Consider the following 21,584-nt stretch of genomic DNA (forward strand, 5'->3'; position numbering starts at 1 on the left):
GGCGTACGGCGCCCCCGGCCGGGCGCGGTACCGGCCCTAGGAATACCAACAAAGTGAACGAGAAGAGAACACCGCTGCGTGTTACGAATTGGCAGCCAGGACGCCGGACGACCCCCGCGCGATATCAACTATTTCCGCCCTGACCTGGCGCTTTCCTGAGCGTCAGGGGGCGGCGGCCGTCTCACATCTGTCGTGCGATGACGGCCCGGCGAGCGCGGCCGACGACCAGGAGGGCGCCGGCCCGGAAGGGCGGGGCCGGCCGGCGGTGGCCGGCGCCGCGGTCGGGGAGGGCGGTCAGCGGGCCCGGGCGAGACGGAGCCGGAAGAAGAGCACCGGCAGGACGAGGACCATCGCCGCGGCGTTGAGCCCGCCGAAGCCGATGTGGTGCATCAGGGGCCCGGCCAGGCCGGCGCCCACGGCCGCGACGACGTTCATCGCGGTGTCCGTGGCGCCCTGCACACCCGGCCGAAGCGCGGTGGGCGTGGCCTCGCTGAGCATCGCGGAGCCGGCCACCACGCTGAAGGACCAGCCGAGGCCGAGCAGGAACAGCCCGGTCATCAGCAGGGCGACCGAGCCATGGCTGAGCCCCGACAGCAGCGCGGAGGCGAGGAACACGGCCTGCCCGGCGAGGGCGATCGGCAGATGGCCGAACCGGTCGGCGAGAGCGCCGACGACGGGCGAAAACGCGTACATGCCCAGCAGATGACCGCTGATGGTGATGCCGACGACGGTGAGCGTCGCGCCGTGCTCCGCCATGCCGACGGGCGTCATCGTCATGACCGCCGCCATCGTCGTGTTGGCCACGACCATGCTCACGAACGCGAAGGCCACCCGCGGCGAGTAACGCAGATGGCGCAGGCCCGCGCGCACCGTACCGGTCCGCGCATCCCGCGCCTGTGCGGCGGCCCCGCCCGCCTGCCCCTGTGCACGCGACCCGCCGGCCGGCTGTCCTTCGGTGTCGGGGTTCTGCTGGGCGAGCAGCAGCGGGTCGGGGCGGAGCCCGGCCCACAGGAGCAGTGCCGCCAGCGCCACACCGAGGGCGGCCAGGACGAACGCCCCGGCCAGCGGGGGAAGGTGCAGTACGGAGGCCACCCGGTCGCCGGGACCGGCGAGGTTCGGGCCGATGACGGAACCGATGGTCGTCGACCACACCACGACGGACAGGGCACGGGCCCGACGGTGCGGGGCGGCCAGGTCGGCCGCCGCGTAACGGCTCTGCTGGTTCGTCGCGCTGCCGACACCGAAGAGCAGCATCCCCACGATGAGCAGGGGTACGGACACAAGCACCGCGGAGATGACCAGGACGGCCCCGCCGACGGCGGCCGTGAGCCAGCCGGTGCTCAGAGCGGTCCGCCGTCCGCGGCGCTGTGCGAGGAGGGCGAGGGGGATGCCGATGACGGCGGCGCCCGCGGTGGTGGCGGTGCGGGCCAGGCCGGCGTAGGTCTCGCTGTGGGCGACGGATTCGGCAAGGAGTGAGCCGATCGACACCGACACCCCGATACCGATCCCGCCGAGAATCTGGGCCGCCGACAGAAGCCGGACCGTGCGCTTCTGCACGGCACGCACATGCGCTTCGCTCTGCCACGGCACAGCGCGTATGCCCTGTTCCTGCCCTTGTGACGCGGTCACGTCCCGGTACTCCTTCCGGATGCCACCTGGTGGCGCACAGCTGGTGCGGGATGCTGGACGGACGGCCCCGCACATAGCCTTCGGTTATGTTGGACGAACGACCGCCAACCATAAGAGCAGTACGTGACCCCCAGTAGGGCACAGCACTGAATAGGGATATAGACAATGGCTATGAGCGAGCGGATGAACCTCGAAGGGCTCCGCTACGCGCAGGCGGTCGGCGAGACCAAGTCGTTCACCGCGGCCGCCCGGGCGTACGGCGTGACGCAGCCCGCACTGTCGAACGGGATCGCCAAGCTGGAGGAGCGCCTGGGCGAGAAGCTGTTCGACCGTTCTCCGCGCGGGGTGACCCCGACCGCCTTCGGCGCCCGGATGCTGCCGCTGATCTCCTCCGCGGTGGCCGCCCTGGACGCCGTCGCGGCGGAGGCCAGGCGGCTGACCGAACCCGGAGAGCGGAAGATCCGGATGGGGATGTCCCCGCTGATCGCACCGGACCTGGTCGCACGGTCCTTCGCCATGGTCCGCGGCCTGCCCGTGGCCCGTGACCTCGTACTGCGCGAGGCGGACATGGCGGAGCTGCGCGCGGAGCTGCGCGCCGGTGAACTCGACCTCATCCTGATCCCGGCGGTGTCCGCGATGCCGCGCTTCGAGCACCGGGTCATCGACGTCGAGCCGATCGTCGTCGTCGGCCCCGAGAACGGCTGGGGGGACGCGGAGCCCGGTGAGGGGGCTCCGGTGGAACTGGCGGAGGTGGAGAACGAGCAGTTCATCCTCGTCCCCGACACCTGCGGCCTGACGACGTTCACCAGCCGGCTCTTCCAGGCCCACGAGACCCCGCTGCGCACCTATCCCGGCGAGGCCGCCAGCTACAGCGTCCTGCAGCACTGGGCGAAGCTGGGCCTGGGCTCGGCGATGGTCCCCCGCTCCAAGCTCGCCTCCCCCGGCACGCCCTACCGCCCACTGATGGACGACGGGCGCGCGGTACAGATCTCCTTCGAGGCGGTGTGGAGCGCCGAATCCCCTCTCGCGGCCGACCTCATCCGGCTCGCCGACGGGCTCGCAGCCACCCGGCAGACGGCAGCCTGAGACCCGCAGCCATACCGTCTGGCCATACCCGGATTCACCGGCCTCGCCTACCGGGCACCGTAGACGGCTCGTAACGTCCCAGGAGTCGAGCGGTTCACCACTGGATCGCACACCTCTCACAAGCCTGCGAGGCATCACCATGGCCCATCTCGAAATGACACTGCAGGTCGACCCGAGTCCGGGCCCGCAGCAGGCCGCTGGCGCGGTCCGCGCGGGGCACGCCCGCCTCCGGATGGTGCGTGCCACCGAACCGGCCGACACCGCCGACGCCTGACGGAATACACAGAGAGGCGTACGCAGAGAAGGGATTCGCCTTGCCGCAGCAGGCAACGCATGACGTCATCGTGGTCGGCGCCGGCATCGGCGGCCTCGCCACGGCCACCGCACTGAGTGGCGCCGGACGCGACACCCTGGTCCTGGAGGCCCGCGGCCGGGTGGGCGGCCGCGTGCTGAGCATCCCCGCCGAAGGCGGCGCCATGGACCTGGGCGCCAGCTGGTTCTGGGACAACGAGCCGCGCATCGCTCAGCTCGCGGAAGACCTCGGCGTCGACTCCTTCGCCCACCGCCTTGCGGGCGACACGATGTTCCAGACCGCCGAGGGAGTGCAGCGTTACCCGGGCAACCTGGCCGAGGGACCCGCCCGCCGCTTCGTGAAGGGGACCGCCGGTCTCGCCCACGGCATGGCAACCAGCCTCCCCGACCAGGCCGTCCGGTTGAACACCCCGGTGACCGCGATCCGCCGCGCCGCCGCCGGGCAGGGCCTTGAGGTGTACACCACGGACGCGGTGCTGCGCGCTGGTCACGTGGTGCTCGCCGTACCCCCGGCGCTCGCCGTCGCCCGCGTCGACTTCGACGGCGGGCTCCCCACGGATCTGGCCGAGGCAGCCCGCTTCACGCCCGTGTGGATGGGCGCCGTCGCCAAGGTCCTCGCCCGCTACGAGCACCCGTTCTGGCGCGAAGCCGGTCTCGCGGGCGCGGGCGTGAGCCGCCTCGGCCCGCTGCAGGAGGTGCACGACATCTCCGGGCCCGACGGCAGCCCCGCCGTGCTGTCCGGCTTCGCCCGGGCCCAGCCCGCCGGCCGCCCCCGCTTCGAGGACCGGGTACGCGCCCAACTCGCCGCCATGTACGGCCCCCAGGCCGGGCACCCCGCCGAACTGCTCGTACAGGACTGGGGCCAGGAGGAGTGGACCTCCCCCGGGGATGTGCTCCGCCTGACCACCTACCAGCTGTTCGGCCATGAGCTGTACCAGCAGCCCGCCCTGGACGGACGGCTGCACTGGGCCTCCACCGAGACCGCCCCGGACTTCGCCGGCCACATCGAAGGCGCCCTCGCCGCAGCGGAACGGGCGACGCACACGATCATGTCCGGTCTGTCCGGCTGAAACCCACGTCCCCCAACTGAGGAAGGCAACCGTATGCACCGCATCGACGCCCTGCTGCGCGAGTACGATCGCGCCCGCGCCTACACCGACGACCTGTGGAAGGACCTCACCCCGGACGAGGTGACCTGGCGACCCCACGAGAACTCCAGCGCCATCGGCTGGCACCTCGGCCACCAGGCCCATGTCGCCCACTTCATGATCCGCAACCTCACCGCCGCCGAACCCAGCCCCGACCCGGAACTGGACGGGCTCATGGACTCGGCGAACCCGGAGAAGTTCCGCGGCGCCCTGCCCACCGTCGGACGCCTCACCGCCTTCCGCGACACCGTCGCGACACGCGTCCATGCCCGCATCGGAGACATCGCCGCCGGCAAGGTCGGCGCTCCCGCCCAACTGGCCGTCGTCGCTGATCACTTGCTGACCGTGCTGATCAACCACGAGTACCAGCACGACCAGTGGATCAGCGAGGTCCGCGCCGACAGCCTCGGCCACGCCCTCCCTCCGGATCCGGCCTCGGACTGGCTCAGCCGCGTCGACGGCTACCTCGTCTGCAACCCCTGTGCCTGACCCCGGCTCCGCCGGATCCGCCTTGATCCCGCCGAGCACCACATGTGGGCCATCCACGACCTCGCCGGCTGGCGGGAGTTGATAGCGCCCCGGGCGTCTACCCGTCCCGACGCCGTCGTCGGAGCTCAGCTGCGCGTCCTACATAAGTGCCCTTCGGCTTAACCACTGTGGCCGTGCACAGGCTCGGTGTCAGGCCGGTGGCGGAGCCGGAGGCTGATCAGCGCGGTGATCGTGAAGGCGGCGACCTGGTAGAACATGGCGTGCCGGAACGCGGTGTCCGCATCGGCGGCGGGGGCGTAGTAGGCGAGTCCGGCCGCGGTCACTCCGATGGATCCGCCGAGCTGCTGTGCTGTGGGCAGCAGTCCGGAGACCGAACCGGCGGCGGGGCCGTGCACCTCGGCCAGGACCAGGGCGAACACCGACGCGGTGAAGGCGCCGAACGCGGCTCCGCCGACGGCCAGCACGGGCAGTGCCGCCTGGCGTCCCGCCGCCGAGTCGACGAGCGGGGCCAGCGCCAGGCACATCCCGGCCAGCACCAGGGAGGCGACGGTGAGCACCGTCGGCCCGTGCCGGCGGGTGAGAGCGGGCGCGGCTCTGCTGCCGGCGACAGCGGCGGCGGCGAACGGTGCCGACGTCAGCGCGGCCGCCAGGGCCGAGTACCCGACGGCGGACTGGAGGTGGAGGAAGAGCAGGTAGGTGAAGGAGGGAACGCCCGTGTTGAACACGAACACCAACAACGTGCCCGTCCGCGCCGACCGGTCACGCAGCACCGCGGGATGGATCAGCGGGTCAGGCCGGTGCGGGAGGCTCCGGACGAAGTGGCCGAGGGCAGCCACAGCCACGGCGAAACCGGCCCACGTCCACCAGGGCCAGCCTGCTTCCCGCCCCAGCGCCAGGGGCAGGACCAGCGCGCCGGCTCCCACGGTGACCAGCAGCCCACCCAGCTTGTCGACGCGGAGTCCGTACGCCCCGCGGGTGCGAGGCAGCGCGGTCGCTCCGGCCAGCGAGGCGAGCGCCACCGGCACGGTGAGGAGCATCACCGGCCGCCAGCCGAGGCCGAAGAGATCGGCACTGAGGACGAGGCCGCCGATCAGCGGCCCGGCCAGTGACGCGACGGCCATGGTGGCGCCGTACAGGCCGAAGGCGCGCGGCCGGCGTGCCGCGGGAGTGGCGGCCTGGATGAGCGAGAGGACCTGGGGCGCGACCAGACCACTGCCCGCGCCCTGCACCAGCCGGGCCGTGATCAGCGATACGGCGTCGGGGGCGCACGCGCCGGCCACCGAACCCGCGGTGAAGATCACGGTGCCCGCCACGAACAGCCGGCGGTAGCCGTACCGGTCGCCCAGCCGTGCTGCGGGGATGAGCAGGCACGCGTACGTCAGGGTGTATCCGGCGAGGACCAGTTGCACGGAGCCCGGACCGGCGCCCAGGCCGGCCTGTATCGCCGGCGCAGCCACCTGGGCGACAGTGACGTTGAGCAGTTGCACAAAAGTGGCGCTGAGCACCACCGGCAGCACGAGGCGTCCGCCGCTCACGGCAGCAGCGCCGCGGCAAGCTCACGGGGCCGGGCGGCGAACGGGCTGTGGCTGCCCGGGAGGGTGCGCACGGTGAACGGGTTGCCGGGCATGGCCCGGTCGGCTTCCGCGATCATCAGATCCTGCACGGCCGGCGGCAGCGCCCGGTCGTCCGCGCAGCGCAGGAAGGTCCGCGGGACGCTCCCCCAGCGTTGCGGAGTCACGATGACCGGGGTGGTTGGGATCGCCAGCGGCAGGTCGGGGCTCAGTGCCGAGCGCCAGCGGTCGAAGCGGTCCGGAGCGGTGTCGTGGTAGTGGGTTTGCCGCAGTTCCTCGACGTAGGCGGGATCCTGCGAGAGCGGATTGATCCGCACAGCACCCAGTTCCGCGGGGTCGCCGAGGTTGAGGCTCTGGCCCCGTGCCGTGGCGTTCTCGGGCGAGCCGAGATAGTCGAAGAACCGGGGCCGTCCGGCGGGTACGAAGGCCGACAAGTAGATGATCTCGTTGACGAGTTCGGGTGCGCGCTCGGCGGCCAGTGACGCGGGGCCGCCGCCCGCGCTGTGCGCGACGAGCACGACACGACAGTGGTGGCGGGCCTGGCGCAGCGTGTCCAGCACGGCCTCGGCGCTGTCGTCCATCGTCACGGTGGCGAGCGCGGACTTCTCGGTCAGCAGACCCGGCTGGCCCGGCTGAAGGTATCCGGTGGGCAGTGGCGCATCGAAGCCGTGCCCCGGCAGATCGATGGCCATGCTCGCGGCACCCAGTGCGGCGAGTGCCCGCTGCGTCGCCGCCCACTGCCCGGAGCCGTGCCAGGCCCCGTGCACGAAGACGAAGACGGTGTCTGTGGAAGAAGAATCAGTCATGCCCGCATTCCACGCGACCCGGCCCCGATCATCCAGCGAAAGATCTGACAAGCTGGCCGACGATACATGTGAGATATGGCTGGGAGGCTGACATGGAGGCGCGGCACCTGCGGTACGCACTGACCCTCGCCGAGCACGCCCACTTCGGCCGGGCGGCCGGTGCGCTGGGTATCGCGCAGCCTCCGCTGTCCAAGCAGATCGCCGACCTCGAACGGGAAGTGGGCGCCCGCTTGTTCGATCGCACCCGCCAGGGGGTGTTCCCGACGGCTGCGGGCGCGGCCTTCCTCTCCCGGGCGCGCAGGGCGCTCGACGAGATCGCGGCGGCCTCGGTCGACGCGGCCAGGGCAGCGCGCGGCGAGACGGGACGGCTGCGCCTGGGGTTCATCGCCTCGGCGCTGCTCGAACCCCTGCCGGACGTCCTCGGCCGGTTCGGCCGCGAACGGCCCCATGTGCGGCTGGAACTGCACGAGATGGCGACCAGGCGCAGCACGGCTGCGCTCGTCGCCGGCGAACTGGACGTGGCGATCGGCCTCGGCCGGCCAGGGGGCGTGGGGGCCGAGCAGTTGGTATCGGTCCCGATCGGACACGACCACCTGGTCGCGGTCGTGAGCAGCACGCACCCGTACGCGGGGCAGTCGTCGGTGGACGTGGACCAGCTGCGGCGACAGCCGCTGATCGTTGCGCCGGGGGAGGACGAGCCCGCTGTCGCCACCGGGCTGCGGACCCTCCTGGGCAAGGACTCCCCAGCGCTCTCCGGCGCGACCGTCGCGAGGGACATCCACACCATCATCGGCCTCGCCGCCTGCGGGGTGGGCGTCGGCCTGGGGCCCTCTCGCATGCTGACGGCCCCACGACGGGGCACGTGGTTCTGCGAGGTGACCCCGCGCACGCCTCTGCCCGATCTGGTCCTGTCCTTCAGCGCCCGGGACCGTTCCCCGGCACTGAACGCCTTTCTCGACGTCATCCGCAAGAACTGCCCCGAGGTCGGTGCCGCGCTCGACCACCGGCTCGGCCCACTGGTACCAACAGAAGAAGGCGACCGCGACTCGACCCTTACCTGACTTCGCCTCTGCGTGTTCAGCGACGGCAGCCGCGCCACAGCAGTTCGGCCCCGGTCGCGGCGGCGGCCGTGTACAGGTCGCAGGGGGAGAACCGCGGTCGGCCAACAACAGCATGCCCGGCACCGGGACGGCTTACGGTGGCGTACCCGCGCCGGAAAGCCCTGGCGGGCCGTGCCCGAGCGATACGGCCCGTGGGACCGCGATGTGTTCACCGCCGCCTGCGGGGACCAGCTGTCCGAGCTGCGCGGCCCGAAGCCGCGACCCGCATCGCCGGTCATCCGGCCGCCGGCTCGCCCGCACCGCCGCCGCCGAATCCGGACTCCAGATACCGGCGCAGAGCCTCCCGCCCTCCCGGAACGAAGAGCCATTCGTCAGCGACTTCACGCAGTGCGTCCACTGTCATCCAGTCCTGCCAGCCGATCTCATCCGGGTCCGGCACCAGAGCGTCCGACACGACGGCCTCATGCACCCCGAACCAGACGGGGCTGATCCCAGCCCGGCAAAGGAACTTGAACAGGAACCGCACCGGCACACGAACGCCCAGCTCTTCGGTCAGCTCGCGGACTGCCGCCTGCTCGTACGACTCGCCCACGTCCACGGCGCCGCCGACCATCACGTCGTAGTAGCCGGGGAACCGGGACAACGTCTCGGCCCGCCGCAGCACCAGGATCCGCCCCTCGCGATCACGACAGATCGTCGTTGCGATGCGATGCGGCCAGTTCTCACGCACCGCCTCATCCCGGTCGACGACTCCCAGTACGCGGTCCTGCTCATCGACATGCTCCACCAGTTCACTCATGGAGGCACGATCTCAGCCCCCACTGACAACAAGGCCGTGCGGGAAGGGACCGCCGCCGGCCCAGGTCTTGCCGGGGACAAAGAAGCTCTCCAAGAGCGAACTCATCAACTCGCGCTCCAAATAGTGCAGTTCAGCATGGCGGCGACATCACGGTCAGCCGCGCCGCCTCCTTCCGGAAGACGCGGATCACCGTGCGGGGTTTAGGCCACCGAATGCCCCGGACTTGTGGCTCCCGTGCCCCAGGGAGCCGTTCCCGGCCCTCAGCGCGCCGTGGCCGCGGTGGTTTCCCCGGCGCGGGCACGGCTCTCCCTGATTTCGTCGTGATGGTCGGCGGCCCAGCCGATCAGCTGCATGACGATCTCGTGCAGGCCGCGGCCGAGCGGGGCGAGCGCGTACTCCACACGCGGCGGCACCTCGGCGTAGGCGGTGCGGGTGATCAGGCCGTCCTCCCGGAGCTGGCGCAGCGTGTGGGTGAGCATGCGCTGAGAGATGCCAGGGATCTGGCGCTGCAGGTCGGTGTAGCGCAGTGGCCCGCCCTGCAGGACAGCGATGATCAGCATGCTCCACTTGTCGCCGACCCGGTCCAGAATCTGCCGGATCAAGGCCATCCGGTCGGCGGGGATGCCCGCGCACGGCCCGATCGCCGCCGTCATCTCCATATCAGCACTGTCCTGCATGGCGTCCATTCCTCTCCGTCGCGCACACCGATGTGCCTTTTGTAGCGCCTTCCATACTGGCGCATCATGGCGTTACGAACAAATGAGAGGAATTGGAGGTCAGGCCATGAAGGCAGAGATCTGAGCCGAGATCACCTGCCCCTGCTCGACCTGCTGCGTACCGCCTGGGACGCAATCCACCCGGTCACTCTCACTGCTGCGGGCGGCGCCCAGAGCTGTGGCCCCGACGGCTGCGCCGTCCCGGGCGCCCCTGACTCGCCGCCCATCCCTACCCCTGCATCTCGGTGAAAGGCCCAACCGCCATGTCGTACCTGCTGCACATCGACTCCTCCTCGCTCGGCGAAGCCTCCGTTTCCCGTCAGGTCGCCCAGTCCTTCCGCGATCAGTGGCAGGGCCCGGTCGTCCACCGCGACCTCGCCGTCTTCCCGGTGCCGCACCTGACGGCTGCGGGCATCTCCGCCCGCATCACCGACCCGGCCCAGCACACCCCCGAGCAGGCCAGGGCCGCCGCGCTCCAGGACGAGCTGATCGAGGAGTTCCTCGGCGCCGGCGCGTACCTGTTCACGGTGCCGATGTACAACCTGTCGATGCCGTCGGTGTTCAAGGCGTGGCTGGATCAGATCATCGTTATCGAGCGCACCATGAGCCACACCGGTACCTCCCCGGCTGCGGGCCGCCCTGCCCTGGTGATCTCCGCACGGGGCGGCGGCTACGGTCCCGGCACCCCCAGAGAGGGCCTGGACCTTGTGGTGCCCACGCTGGAAGCCGTCCTGGGCCACGACGATCTCCTCGGCCTGGACGTCACCACCGTGATACCCGAGCTGACCATGGCCCCGACCGCTCCGGCCCTGGCCCCGCTCCTTCCCGTGCACGAGGCGTCCATGACGGCCGCTCATGACCGGGCCCGCACCCTCGCCACGGCCTTCGGCACACCGCGTGCCGCCTGACGCATCTCCAGGTGATCCCCGTGTCCCACCGCCGGGGGGCGGCGGCCTCCTGGAGCACCTGGAGTCCGGTGCGGCCGCTGCCGCCGGAACAAGCGTCACCGCGTCAGGGCCCTGGCCCGCGATCCCGATGCCCTGCAGGCCCCGGCCGGTGTCGAACTGATCCAGGGCACGCCTGACAACTCAAGGAGAACCATGTCCCAAGTCATCGCCATCTTCGGCGCAGGCCCCGGTCTCGGCACCGCGGTCGCCCGCCGCTTCGCCGCCGAAGGCTTCCGCGTCGCCCTGGTCGCCCGCCGCAAGGAGCGCCTCGACGCGCTCGTCGAGCAGCTGACCGCCGAAGGGGCCGACGCGGCAGGCTTCACCGCAGACCTGTCCGCCCCCGAAGAGATCGCCACGGTCATCGGCGCCATCCGCGAGCACTACGGCCGCATAGACGTCATCGAGTACGGACCGATCCCCAGCAGCGGATTCACCCCCGCCGCCGAGTTGCAGCCCGACGCCCTGGCCCAGGGCGTCCCCCTCCTGATGCTCACCCCGCTCGCCCTCGCCCAAGCCGTCCTCCCGGAATGGAAAGAGCGTGGCGACGGCGCCTTCCTGATGACCACCGGCGCCACCGCCGTCCACCCCATGCCCTACGCGAGCGGCGTCGGCCCGCTGATGGCCGCCGCCCGCAACTGGCTGTACTCCCTCAACGGCGAACTCGCCACGTCCGGCATCTACGCCGGCACCCTGTCGGTCGCCGCCTTCATCACCGGCAGTGAAGCCGCGGAAGCCGCCGCGGCGGCAGGCGACCCCACACTGGCCGCGGTGCCGGTCGTCGACCCGGCCGAACTGGCCGCGCTCTACTGGGACATGTACACCAAGCGTGACCGCGTCGAGCAGGTACACCCCGAGCCGCACGGCGGCCAATAGCCCGGCCCACCCGGTACTCGGCGGACAACGACGCCGCCGAGCAAGGACATCATCCGGCCATCGCTGCCCCGGCACATCGCCGGGGCAGCAATGAGGTCGGTCGAAAGGGCCGACTGACTACTTGTCGGCGAACTGCGGGTCCTTCTCCTGGTTGTAGATCTCCTTACCGGATGCGTCGTAGGCATGGACGTAGGGGCTCGGGCCCGCATAGTGCGGGCTGGTGTTCTTGGTGGAGAGAGCGGCCGCGTAGACGAACGCGCCGCCTGCCATGACCGCCGGGTACTGCTTCGGGTTGTCGCCGTAGCTGATGGTGATCCTGGCAATGTTCGATGCGTAGTGCCCGGCGCCCAGCATGAGGTAGCGCCCCTTACCGGCGGGCTCGCGCACGGAGTCGAAGTACTCGACCGTATGACCAGTGCCCCACAGGCGATTGTTGATGAACGTGGGCGGGGAATCCTGGCTGTTGCCCTTGTCGCCCTTCGACTCGCATTGCACGTACTGATGGGCGGAGTTGACGGCGATGACCACGCCGTCCCCGTCCTGCGAGGTGACGGGAGCGCGGGCCGCGACCACCGCCTGGTACTGCGATGCGTCCGAACCCAGACAGGAGGCCAGGATCTTGGCGACGGTCCCGGCGTCGATCGGGGTCGTCGTACCGCTGGTGATGGTGAATGCGTCCGGGGTGGACGTCGTACGAGTCGAGGACGGCGACGAGCCGGTTCCGGCCGACGTGGAGCCGCGCGCTGTGCTCGGACTCGGTGACGCGGTGGCGCTCGTCGGGTTTCCGGCGGGGTCGGCCAGGAGCGGCTTGGCATCCCCTACCCCGCTGAAGACGGCCACCGCCGCGACGCTCACCGCCGCAACACCGGCGGCAACACCCAGCGGCACCCCCCACCCGCGTCGCAGCGAAGCACGGTTGTCCTCTGGACCGATCTTCATCAGTAGCTCCTCTCGGGTCCGCCGGTGGTCCGGCAGATCACGATCGGAAGGAGCCGCAGGAATGCCCTGCATGTCATTCATCGTGCGACCTCTTCCACATGGACGGGATTCTTGGAAATCAATGGCGCCGGAACCGCGGCTCCGCCGAGGAGGTCGGCCCCCAGCCTCCGCCGCGCCCGGTGCAGTCTGGACTTCACGGTTCCGACCGCCACCCCCAGCACTGCCGCAGCCGCCTGCTGATCCAGGCCCGACCACACACAGAGCTCGACCACCTCGCGTTCGTGGCGCGGTAGCCGGGCCAGCGCCCGGTGGATCTCCGACATACGACGCTCGTCGTCGACCAGCACGGCGACGCGGTCCGCGTGGTCGCCCACCGGCTCGTCATGCGAGACGAGCCGGTGCAGCAAGGCCTCGGCCCGCCTCAGCCGCCGCCGGGTGTTCGACAACAGGCGGTCGGCGATGCCCAGTAGCCACGGCAAGGCCGAGTCACGGTCCAGCACCGTCTCCGACCGCCGGCGCCAGGCATGCAGGAACACGGTCGACGTGAGGTCTTCGGCCTCGGACCAGTCGGCCGTCCGCCGGAACAGGTAGTTGTAGACGGTCTTCCCATGACGGTCGAAGATCCGACCGAACGCCTCCCGGTCGCCGTCGACAGCCCTCGCCCACAGCTCCCGGTCAGATATCCCCCCGCCCGGTACGGCGGGACCGGCGTTGTTCAGTTCCATGCCCTGTACGTGTCCGGCAACCGGCCGAAGGTTCCCGCTGAGCCGGTTCCGTTGTGACGGACCGATCCGGCCCCGCTGCGTCAGCGGCACTGGGCGGCCGTTCAGCGCCCGGCCGTCCACCGAGGTCGGGGCAAATCGTCTCTTGCGGTCAACTGGATTGACGGAGCCGGAGTTGGAGGGCAAAGTTCGCACTTTGACAACGTTGTCACAGAAAGGATCGCGATGAGAACGTGGAAACGCGTGTTCGCCGCCTTGCTGCTCGCCACCACCGTGGCCGCGGCGTCCTCCACGCCCGGGGTCGCAGACACCAAGGAGCGGGGGCCGGAGTTCGCCGCCGACCCCACCACACTGGTCGACACGTCGATCGGCAACAACGGTGACGGGACCACTTTCCCCGGCGCCTCCGTTCCGTTCGGCATGGTGCAGTTGAGCCCGGACACTCAGCTCAATCAGTACGCGTCCTACGACTACAAGCAGGACAAGATCCTCGGCTTCAGCCACACGCACCTCTCGGGCGTCGGCTGTCAGACGATGGGCAACTTCCGCTTCATGCCGACCACCGGTGCGGTTACGTCGTCCGACCCGGCGCAGTACGCGGCGAAGTTCAGCCACGCCAACGAGACCCGCGCGCCCGGCTATTACGGAGTGAAGTTCGACAACGGCATCCAGGCCGAGCTCTCCGCGACACAGCGGACCGGCCAGCACCGCTACACGTACCCCGCCGGATCAGGCCCCGAGAACGTGCTCATCGAGACCGGGGAGAGTAACGGCAGCACCTACGCGGGCGACGTCCATGTAGTCGGCGACGACACCGTCGAAGGCTGGCTCCAGGGCGGCAACTTCTGTGGTGAGACCGGTAAGGAGCGTTACCGGATCTACTTCAGCGCCACGTTCGACCGGAAGTTCTCCAGCTTCGGTACCTGGACCGACGGCACCCTCACCCCGAACCGGCGCGACGCGTCGCGCGGCACCAAGCGGGCCGGGGCCTGGGTGACATTCGACCAGACCAAGGGCGCCCACGTCGGCGCTTCGGTGGGGCTGTCCTACACCTCGGTCGGCGGCGCGCGCCTCAACCGCAAGGCGGAACAGCCGAAGTCATTCGACAAGGCTCGTACCTCCGCGCACCACACCTGGCAGCAGGAGCTCAGCCGGATGCGAGTGGCCGGCGGCAGCACCGCCGACCAGCGTACGTACTACAGCGCGCTTTACCACTCGCTGCTGCACCCGTCCGTCGGGTCCGATGTGGACAACCATTACCGCGGCTTCGACGACCGAGTGCACCGCGCGGATTCCACGTACTACCAAATGTTCTCGCTCTGGGACACCTACCGCTCACAGAATCAGCTGGTGGACCTGCTGAACCCCGACAAGGCCGCTGATATGGCCAAGTCGGTGCTGCACATCTACCAGGACGGTGGCTGGCTGCCACGCTGGGCGCTCGGCAACAGCGAGACCAACGTGATGAGCGGCGACCCCGTCACGCCATGGATCGTGGACATCTACAACCGCGGCCTGCTCGACAACCGCACGGCGCACCAACTCTTCGGCGCACTGTGGAAGAACGCCAATGAGGTCCCCGCCGACCAGTCGGTCTTCCGCGGTCGTGACGGCAACCCCACGTATGTCAAGAACGGCTGGGTGGGTTACCAGAATCTGCCCGGTTACAAGTACGGCGACAGCCGCCAGTCGGGTTCGGCCACACTTGAGTACTCACTCGCCGACTGCGCACTGTCCACGATGGCCGGCGGCCTCGGCTACAAGGACAAGGCCGCGACACTCGCCGCGCGCTGCGACAACTTCACCAAGCTCTGGGACCCCAGCATCACCTCGCAGGGTTTCTCCGGATTCCCGGTTGCCAAGAACGCGGACGGCACCGTCGCGGGCGACCCCGATCCCGCCCAGGCGAGCGCGTTCCACGAAGGCACCGCATGGCAGTACGAGTGGCTCGCCCAGCAGGACCCGCAGAAGCTCTTCGGGCTCATGGGCGGCCCCTCGCAGGCCGAACAGCGGCTCGACAAGTTCTTCGACATGCCGACCGTGCTCACCGACCCGGCGAAGGCCGCTTCGGACTCATGGGTGACCGGCGCGTACGACTACCACAACAACTTCGCCTTCAACCCCAACAACGAGCCCGACTTCCACACGCCGTGGATGTACGCGTGGACGGGCGCGCCATGGAAGACCTCCGCCGTGCTGCGTGCCATGCGGACACTCTTCACCGACAACGTGTACGGAATGCCCGGTAATGACGACCTCGGCGCCACCTCCTCGCTACTGGTCTTCGCCATGGCCGGCATCTTCGAGGCCCAGCCCGGCTCCGCCACCTACGTGATCTCCGCGCCCATGTTCGAGAAGGTCGAGATCCGGCCCGAACATGGCCGCACGATCAGGATCGACGCCCCGGGCGCCAACGCGTCGAAGCTCCAGTACGTGTCCTCTGTGGCCACGGACAAGGGCGCGTTGCGTCAGAGCTGGCTGTCCCACAAGGACCTGCTCCGCTCCGGCACGATCAAGATCAACCTCTCCGGCAAGCCGACGAGTTGGGGAGTCGACGCCGCCCCGCCCGCCATGGCCCGGCCGTAAGCCTCCGGGGTGCGGGCCCTCCCGCGAGGGACCGCACCCCGGGTCCCCGAGAATGACCGAGGGTCGGTTTCGGATTGCTCCGAAACCGGCCCTGACCAGTCCAGCAGGTGAGGGAAGGCACTGGCTGTATTGCCCTGTGAGGTCGGGGACGCGGCCGGCGACCGGCTTCCATACGGGATGCCGCCGCAGCCCCGGGTGGGTGCATCGCACCCACGCCCCGACCCATGGGCCGGGTCTAGCGTGGCGGACATGGAAAGCAACAACGAGCTCGGCGAGTACCTGCGTGCTCGCCGCGCGACAGTCACGCCGCGAGATGTCGGACTGCCCGACGGCGGGGACCGGCGTGTGCCGGGGCTGCGGCGGGACGAGGTGGCGCTGCTGGCTGGGGTGAGCACGGACTACTACATCCGCCTGGAGCAGGGTCGTGAGCGGAACCCGTCCGAGCAGGTGCTCCGGGCGATCGCTGCGGCACTGCGGCTGGACGGTGCCGCGACGGGGCACCTGTACCGGCTCGGCCTGCCCGTCTTCGCCGCGGCGGCCGCGGCACCAACCGTCGCCCCGGAACTGGTGCGGCTGATGGACGGCCTGCGCGACGTGCCGGCCTTCGTGGTCGGCGCGGCTCAGGACGTACTGGCCGCCAATGCGATGGCGTCCGAGCTGTACCGCGGGTTCGCCCGGTACGACAACCTGCTGCGAATGATCTTCCTCGACCCATTCGCGCGGGAATTCTACGTCGACTGGGACAAGGCGGCGCGCACGGCTGTGGGCAACTTGCGGGCGTCCTCCTCGCAGTTCCCCGAGGACGAGCGGATCGAGCGGATCGTCGGCGAGCTCAGCGTGCGCAGCCCCGCCTTCACCGCACTGTGGGCACGTTACGAGGTCCGTCCCCGCACGCAGGAGGACAAGCGCTTCCGGCACTCCCGCGTGGGTGAGGTGCAGCTGCACTTCGAGGCGCTGGCCGTCACCAGCGCCCCGGGACAGCACTTGTCCGTCTACAGCGCGGAACCGGGCAGCACCAGCGCCGATGCCCTGGTCCTGCTCCGCCGACTGGCCGATCGGGGCTCGGCTTCCACCGTTCCGGACACCACCGCAGAGGAAGAAGGCCTCCGATCATGACCGCCGCTTTGTCCGGCACCGCCGGCACCTTCAAGATCGCCGGCAAGGAAGTCACCCGTCTCGGCTTCGGCGCCATGCGCCTGACCGGGCTCGGTGTGTGGGGCGAGCCCGACGATCGCGACGCGTGCGTCCGCGTGGTGCGCCGGGCAGTCGAACTCGGCGTGCAGCTGATCGACACCGCGGACTCCTACGGCCCCCACGTCAGCGAGGAGATCATCCGGGAGGCGATCCACCCCTACCCCGACGACGTGCTCATCGCGACGAAGGCCGGACTGACCCGCAACGGCCCGGACGTGATCAGGACCCGCGACGGGCTGGTGCGCTTGGGCCCCGACGCGTGGCCGCCGGTCGGGCGCCCGGAGTACTTGCGCCAACAAGCCCTGATGAGCCTTCGCCGGCTCGGCCTGGACCACATCGACCTGTTCCAGCTGCACCGCGTCGATCCGGGAGTCCCGCTGGAGGACCAGGTCGGTGAGCTGAAAAGGCTCCAGGACGAGGGGAAGATCGTCTCGATCGGCCTGTCCCAGGTCACCGTCGACCAGATCGAGCACGCGCGCACGATCGCGGAGATCGCCACCGTCCAGAACCGCTACAACCTGACCGACCGCAGCTCCGCCGACGTCCTGGACCACTGCACGCGCCACGGCATCGGCTTCATCCCCTGGGCGCCGGTAGCTGCGGGCGAGCTCGCCCGCCCCGACGGGCCACTCGACCGGATCGCGACCGCCCACGGCGCCCGGCCGTCCCAGGTGGCACTGGCCTGGCTACTCGCCCGCTCCCAGGTCACGCTGCCCATCCCCGGCACCTCCAAGGTCGCGCACCTGGAGGAGAACCTGGCCGCGGCAACGCTGCGCCTGACCGACACGGAACTCGGCGAACTCACCGACGCCGCATGACCCGCACCCGCCGCGGGACCGGTCGCTGCACCTGCACCGGCCGACTCTGCCGCACACACTCACCGAAGAAGGCACCTCAAACCATGCTGCTCCCCTTCACCGAGGCGGGCCGGGGACGGCCCGTCGTCCTGCTGCACGCCCGGCCCACCGACCGCACCATGTGGGGCGCCCACCTCCCGCTGCTCGCCGAGGCGGGCGTGCGGGCTATCGCCCTTGACCTGCCCGGCCATGGCGATGCGACCGTGCCCGACCGCCGCGAGGTGGCCCCCTGGTCGGACGTGCTCGACACGCTCGACCACCTCGGGGCCGACAGCTTCGTACTCGCCGGGAACTCACTGGGCGCCCTGGTGGCACTCCAGGCCGCCGTCACGGCACCCGAGCGGGTGGAGGGCCTGGTACTGGTCGGGTACCGGCCCCACGACCAGCCCGCCTCCTCACGTCTGGACGCCGCCTGGGAGGCCGAACGGACGGCGCTGGCCGTCGGCGACCTGGACGCCGCGGTGAAGGCCGGCGTCGAGGCATGGACCTCGGCCGAGGCCACCGAGGAGGTACGCACCCACGCCGCCCGCATGCTCCACCGGCAGCTGACCGAACAACTCACCCATGGCGAACCGCCGCAGGCGGCGGATCCCCTTGGCGCGGGCCCGGCAGCGCTGCGCACGCTGAGGGGCGTGCCCGCTCTGGTCAGCGTCGGCGAGCACGACATGCCCGACTTCCACGAGGGCGGCGATGGACTGGCCCGCGACCTCGATGCGGACCGGACCACCGTCATCCCCGGCGCCGGACATCTGGCGCCGCTGGAACAACCCGCGGCGTTCTGCGCCCTGCTGCTGGACTTCGTCCGCCGCCTCCCACAGCAGCCGTCGCCCGCGCACAGGTCATCGTCCTGCAGTCACTGAAATGGGCCGGAGAAGATCCGCGACGTCGCCCAGGCCGCCCCGGCCGCGGTAGAGGTGAGTGACGATGAGACCGAGGGCTGGGCTGAGGAGCATTCCCGTCTTCATGGCACCATCCGTGCCTCGCGATGTTCTGTTGGACAGACAAGAGATCGCCCTACGGAAGCCACCCGCCTGTTACCCGCACCAGTTTCGTTCCGGGGGGCTGCCGAACACGGCAGCCCCCCGGCACACTGCCCCCATGGAGACGAGCGAAGCAGCACGGAGAGAATGGGAGGAGTGCCGCTCTCTGGCGGAGAGCATCCGCGCCGCTGGGGATGCTCACGTCAGTGACGCGGCTGCCGATCGACACGACCGCTTCCACACCTGGAAGATCAGTAAGGAATCCGGCGAAGCACTCACCACCACGCTCATCGGCCTCGCGATCCACGCTCAGCTCCAAGACCAGCGCGCCGCGACACCACTCGCGGGCGCCCCGGGCGGCCTGGACGGGGTGCTTCTTCGGACGCTGGCGGAGAGCCTCAACTCCCGCCCGCGCCACGAGCTGTTCTCCGGCGTCTCACAGGATCTTGCCGATGAGGACCGGTCCCGGATCGAGGCCTTGCGCCTGATGACGTACAGCATCCGGCCCACGGCCGTTCTATCGCTGGAGCGCCTCGCCCAGGTAGCCCGCACCGTCATCCTGCAAACGGCAGAGGCCGGTACTGACCCCGCCCGCCGACGGCTTTCCCCGTACCCCTTTGGTGCTCCCAACCGCCCGGAGAACCACCGCACTTGCCCCCGAACCAATAGCAGATTCCACGAACCACCAGCCGCGCACGGAAAATGAGCACACTGCCCATCTCGGCCGAGATGGCGCTCTTCCGTCTCTCCTGACGGGACGGCTGCACTACCGGTCGGGCCGGCGGATACCTGGTTCGCCGACGCGGGGCAGCCGGCACCGCCCTCTCCGCACACCTCAGCGTGCTCCGTGCACCGCGCACCCTGCCGAGCCCGATCGCCATGACCGCTGACCCCGGCCAGTGAGGCAGGTCCCCAACTGGTCCCCGACAATGGCCAAGGGCCGGATTCGGATTACTCCGAAACCGGCCCTGATCTACGACTGTCTCCAGTCGGGACGACAGGATTTGAACCTGCGACCCCTTGACCCCCAGTCAAGTGCGCTACCAAGCTGCGCCACGTCCCGATGCCCGCTCCGGACCGGGGCTGGCCCGGCCGAACGCGCACCGAAACAATACCGCACTTCAGCCGGTGGTCACGAACTCGATCCTCCGGCCGCTCCGCTTGACCTCAAGTGCGCTTGATGTTGGATCGTCGGCTGCATGGACACGGACACAGACCTGAACCGGCTGATGGCCCTCATGACGGGCGACGAAAAGCACGGGCCCGCGGCGACCTCGACCCTGGACGCGCTCTGGGTGCTGTACGACCGGGTGCTGCGGGTCACGCCGCAGACCGTCTCTGCGCCGGGCCGGGACCGCTTCCTGCTGTCGAAGGGGCACGGCCCCATGGCGTACTACGCGGTCCTCGCGGCGAAGGGGTTCTTCCCCGACGCGCTGCTGGCGGGCTTCGGCTCGTACGACTCGCCGCTCGGCCACCACCCCGACCGGCTGCTCGTGCCCGGTGCCGAGATCGGCAGCGGGTCGCTCGGGCACGGGCTGCCGCTCGGCGTGGGCACGGTGCTCGGGCTGCGGGCGCAGCGGCTCACCGAGCCGCGGGTGTGGGTGCTGATCGGGGACGCCGAGCTGGACGAGGGCTCGGTGCACGAGGCCATCGCCTACGCCGGGCCCGCCGGCCTTGAGCAGCTGCACACCGTGGTGATCGACAACGCCTCCGCAAGCTACAGCGCCCCCGGTGGGATCGCGGCCCGTTTCGCGGCGGGCGGGTGGTCCGTCGAGACCGTCGACGGGCGGGACCACGAGCAGCTGTACGCCGCCTTCACCGCACCGCATCCGGGCCGGCCGCACGCCGTGGTCGCCCGGGTCGAGCCCAAGAACACCTGAGCGGGACCATTCGAGAGGGATTTGTCATGGACAACATGCGTGAGCGCTTCGCCGCCACCACGTCGCGGCTGCTGGACGAGGACACGCGGCTCGCCGTCGTACTGGCGGAGATCACCCGCGACGGTTTCGCCGGCGCGGCACGCGCCCACCCCGACCGGGTGGTCAATGTGGGGATCCGGGAGCAGCTGCTGATCGGCGCGGGCGCCGGGATGGCGCTGACCGGGATGCGCCCGGTCGTGCACACCTTCGCCAGCTTCCTGGTCGAGCGCCCGTTCGAGCAGGTCAAGCTGGACCTCGGGCACCAGGGCCTGGGGGCCGTGCTGGTCAGCGCCGGGGGGTCCTACGACTGGCCGGCCGGTGGTCTCACCCATATGGCGCCAGGCGATGTGGCGCTCCTGGACACGCTCGACGGCTGGACCGTGCACGTACCGGGCCATCCTGACGAGGCGGAGGCCCTGCTGCGCCAGGCCGTGCGCGGGGACGACCGGGTGTACGTACGGCTGTCGATGCAGGCCAATCGGCGAGCGCAGCCGGTCACCGGGGACGGGTTCCACACCGTGCGGGAGGGGCACGGCGGGGTCGTGGTGGCGGTCGGACCGATGCTGGACGCCGTTCTGGAGGCGACGGAGGGCATGGACGTCACCGTGCTGTACGCGACGACCGTGCGGCCCTTCGACGGCGCGGCCCTCCGCTGGGCCACCGATGCCCCGGACCGGGCCGACGTGGTGCTGGTCGAGCCGTATCTGGCGGGCACGTCGACAGCCGCGGCGAACGACGCCCTGGCCGACCGGGCGCACCGGGTGCTCGGCCTCGGGGTCGGCAGGAAGGAGCTGCGGCGCTACGGGGAGATCGAGGAGCATGTCGCCGCGCACGGCCTGGACGCCGCCTCGCTGCACCGGAGCATCACCGGATTCCTGACCGGGGCCGTCCAGCCGCAGGGGTGAGCCCCGCCGCCGGGCCGCGAGCGGCGGCCCGGCGCACCCGGGGCA

21 protein-coding genes and 1 tRNA gene are annotated in these 21,584 nt (G+C 70.4%); 14 read left to right on the forward strand and 8 right to left on the reverse strand.

All coding sequences use genetic code 11. From position 1 onward, the window contains the following. Nucleotides 1-294: 294 nt before the first annotated feature. On the reverse strand, nt 295-1,629 hold the full coding sequence (locus OG210_RS00165; protein WP_371534663.1) for an MFS transporter: 1,335 nt from the start codon (nt 1,627-1,629) through the stop codon (nt 295-297). Nucleotides 1,630-1,800: 171 nt separating this feature from the next. Between OG210_RS00165 and OG210_RS00170 the strand changes: the two genes are divergently transcribed. The 4 genes from OG210_RS00170 (at nt 1,801) to OG210_RS00185 (ending at nt 4,664) form a co-directional block, all read left to right on the forward strand. Further along, on the forward strand, nt 1,801-2,715 hold the full coding sequence (locus tag OG210_RS00170; protein ID WP_328333921.1) for a LysR family transcriptional regulator: 915 nt from the start codon (nt 1,801-1,803) through the stop codon (nt 2,713-2,715). A 139-nt stretch (nt 2,716-2,854) separates the two neighbouring features. Further along, a complete protein-coding gene (locus OG210_RS00175; protein WP_328333919.1) occupies nt 2,855-2,989 on the forward strand; it encodes a hypothetical protein in 135 nt (44 codons plus the stop codon). A gap of 40 nt (nt 2,990-3,029) precedes the next feature. Continuing rightward, nucleotides 3,030-4,097 (forward strand): NAD(P)/FAD-dependent oxidoreductase, encoded by a 1,068-nt coding sequence (locus OG210_RS00180; RefSeq protein WP_328333917.1) that lies wholly within the window; start codon nt 3,030-3,032, stop codon nt 4,095-4,097. A 33-nt stretch (nt 4,098-4,130) separates the two neighbouring features. After that, nucleotides 4,131-4,664: a DinB family protein gene (locus OG210_RS00185; RefSeq protein WP_328333915.1), complete on the forward strand. Its 534-nt coding sequence runs from the start codon at nt 4,131-4,133 to the stop codon at nt 4,662-4,664. Nucleotides 4,665-4,822: 158 nt separating this feature from the next. On the opposite strand, the gene OG210_RS00190 is transcribed toward OG210_RS00185, so the two are convergent. Then, entirely contained in the window at nt 4,823-6,199 is a 1,377-nt protein-coding gene (locus OG210_RS00190) for an MFS transporter (RefSeq protein WP_328333913.1), read from the reverse strand. After that, nucleotides 6,196-7,041: an alpha/beta fold hydrolase gene (locus OG210_RS00195; protein ID WP_328333911.1), complete on the reverse strand. Its 846-nt coding sequence runs from the start codon at nt 7,039-7,041 to the stop codon at nt 6,196-6,198. The genes OG210_RS00190 and OG210_RS00195 overlap by 4 nt, the downstream gene beginning before the upstream one ends. 92 nt (nt 7,042-7,133) lie before the next feature. On the opposite strand from OG210_RS00195, the gene OG210_RS00200 reads away from it, so the two are divergent. After that, nucleotides 7,134-8,102 carry a LysR family transcriptional regulator gene (locus OG210_RS00200; protein ID WP_371534667.1) on the forward strand — a complete coding sequence of 323 codons (969 nt, stop codon included), beginning with the start codon at nt 7,134-7,136 and terminating at the stop codon, nt 8,100-8,102. A 274-nt stretch (nt 8,103-8,376) separates the two neighbouring features. On the opposite strand, the gene OG210_RS00205 is transcribed toward OG210_RS00200, so the two are convergent. After that, entirely contained in the window at nt 8,377-8,901 is a 525-nt protein-coding gene (locus OG210_RS00205) for an NUDIX hydrolase (protein ID WP_371534668.1), read from the reverse strand. 260 nt (nt 8,902-9,161) lie between these two features. Then, nucleotides 9,162-9,587, reverse strand: a complete 426-nt coding sequence (locus tag OG210_RS00210; protein ID WP_328333905.1) for a helix-turn-helix domain-containing protein — start codon at nt 9,585-9,587, stop codon at nt 9,162-9,164. Between the two features lie 293 nt (nt 9,588-9,880). On the opposite strand from OG210_RS00210, the gene OG210_RS00215 reads away from it, so the two are divergent. Then, entirely contained in the window at nt 9,881-10,525 is a 645-nt protein-coding gene (locus OG210_RS00215; RefSeq protein ID WP_328333903.1) for an NAD(P)H-dependent oxidoreductase, read from the forward strand. 192 nt (nt 10,526-10,717) lie between these two features. Then, nucleotides 10,718-11,437, forward strand: a complete 720-nt coding sequence (locus OG210_RS00220) for an SDR family NAD(P)-dependent oxidoreductase (RefSeq protein ID WP_328333901.1) — start codon at nt 10,718-10,720, stop codon at nt 11,435-11,437. Nucleotides 11,438-11,554: 117 nt separating this feature from the next. On the opposite strand, the gene OG210_RS00225 is transcribed toward OG210_RS00220, so the two are convergent. Both OG210_RS00225 and OG210_RS00230 read right to left on the reverse strand, forming a co-directional pair. Then, on the reverse strand, nt 11,555-12,376 hold the full coding sequence (locus OG210_RS00225) for a hypothetical protein (RefSeq protein ID WP_371534671.1): 822 nt from the start codon (nt 12,374-12,376) through the stop codon (nt 11,555-11,557). Nucleotides 12,377-12,453: 77 nt separating this feature from the next. Next, nucleotides 12,454-13,101 carry an RNA polymerase sigma factor gene (locus OG210_RS00230; RefSeq protein ID WP_328333897.1) on the reverse strand — a complete coding sequence of 216 codons (648 nt, stop codon included), beginning with the start codon at nt 13,099-13,101 and terminating at the stop codon, nt 12,454-12,456. A gap of 222 nt (nt 13,102-13,323) precedes the next feature. Here OG210_RS00230 and OG210_RS00235 point away from each other — a divergent pair, with 222 nt between their 5' ends. The 5 genes from OG210_RS00235 (at nt 13,324) to OG210_RS00255 (ending at nt 19,421) form a co-directional block, all read left to right on the forward strand. Beyond that, nucleotides 13,324-15,684 (forward strand): GH92 family glycosyl hydrolase, encoded by a 2,361-nt coding sequence (locus OG210_RS00235; RefSeq protein WP_371534674.1) that lies wholly within the window; start codon nt 13,324-13,326, stop codon nt 15,682-15,684. Between the two features lie 249 nt (nt 15,685-15,933). Then, entirely contained in the window at nt 15,934-16,800 is an 867-nt protein-coding gene (locus tag OG210_RS00240; protein WP_328333893.1) for a helix-turn-helix transcriptional regulator, read from the forward strand. Beyond that, nucleotides 16,797-17,696, forward strand: a complete 900-nt coding sequence (locus OG210_RS00245) for an aldo/keto reductase (RefSeq protein ID WP_328333891.1) — start codon at nt 16,797-16,799, stop codon at nt 17,694-17,696. The genes OG210_RS00240 and OG210_RS00245 overlap by 4 nt, the downstream gene beginning before the upstream one ends. Nucleotides 17,697-17,779: 83 nt before the next feature. Further along, nucleotides 17,780-18,595: an alpha/beta hydrolase gene (locus OG210_RS00250; protein WP_328333889.1), complete on the forward strand. Its 816-nt coding sequence runs from the start codon at nt 17,780-17,782 to the stop codon at nt 18,593-18,595. Between the two features lie 238 nt (nt 18,596-18,833). Then, a complete protein-coding gene (locus OG210_RS00255; protein WP_371534677.1) occupies nt 18,834-19,421 on the forward strand; it encodes a hypothetical protein in 588 nt (195 codons plus the stop codon). Nucleotides 19,422-19,704: 283 nt separating this feature from the next. Here the strand turns inward: OG210_RS00255 and OG210_RS00260 are convergent. Then, nucleotides 19,705-19,778 (reverse strand) — tRNA-Pro (locus OG210_RS00260). A gap of 136 nt (nt 19,779-19,914) precedes the next feature. Here OG210_RS00260 and OG210_RS00265 point away from each other — a divergent pair. Continuing rightward, nucleotides 19,915-20,595 carry a transketolase gene (locus OG210_RS00265; RefSeq protein WP_328333885.1) on the forward strand — a complete coding sequence of 227 codons (681 nt, stop codon included), beginning with the start codon at nt 19,915-19,917 and terminating at the stop codon, nt 20,593-20,595. A gap of 26 nt (nt 20,596-20,621) precedes the next feature. Then, entirely contained in the window at nt 20,622-21,539 is a 918-nt protein-coding gene (locus OG210_RS00270; RefSeq protein WP_328333883.1) for a transketolase, read from the forward strand. The last annotated feature ends 45 nt before the right edge of the window (nt 21,540-21,584 follow it).

The organism is Streptomyces sp. NBC_00466, from assembly GCF_041433995.1.
GTDB lineage: Bacteria > Actinomycetota > Actinomycetes > Streptomycetales > Streptomycetaceae > Streptomyces.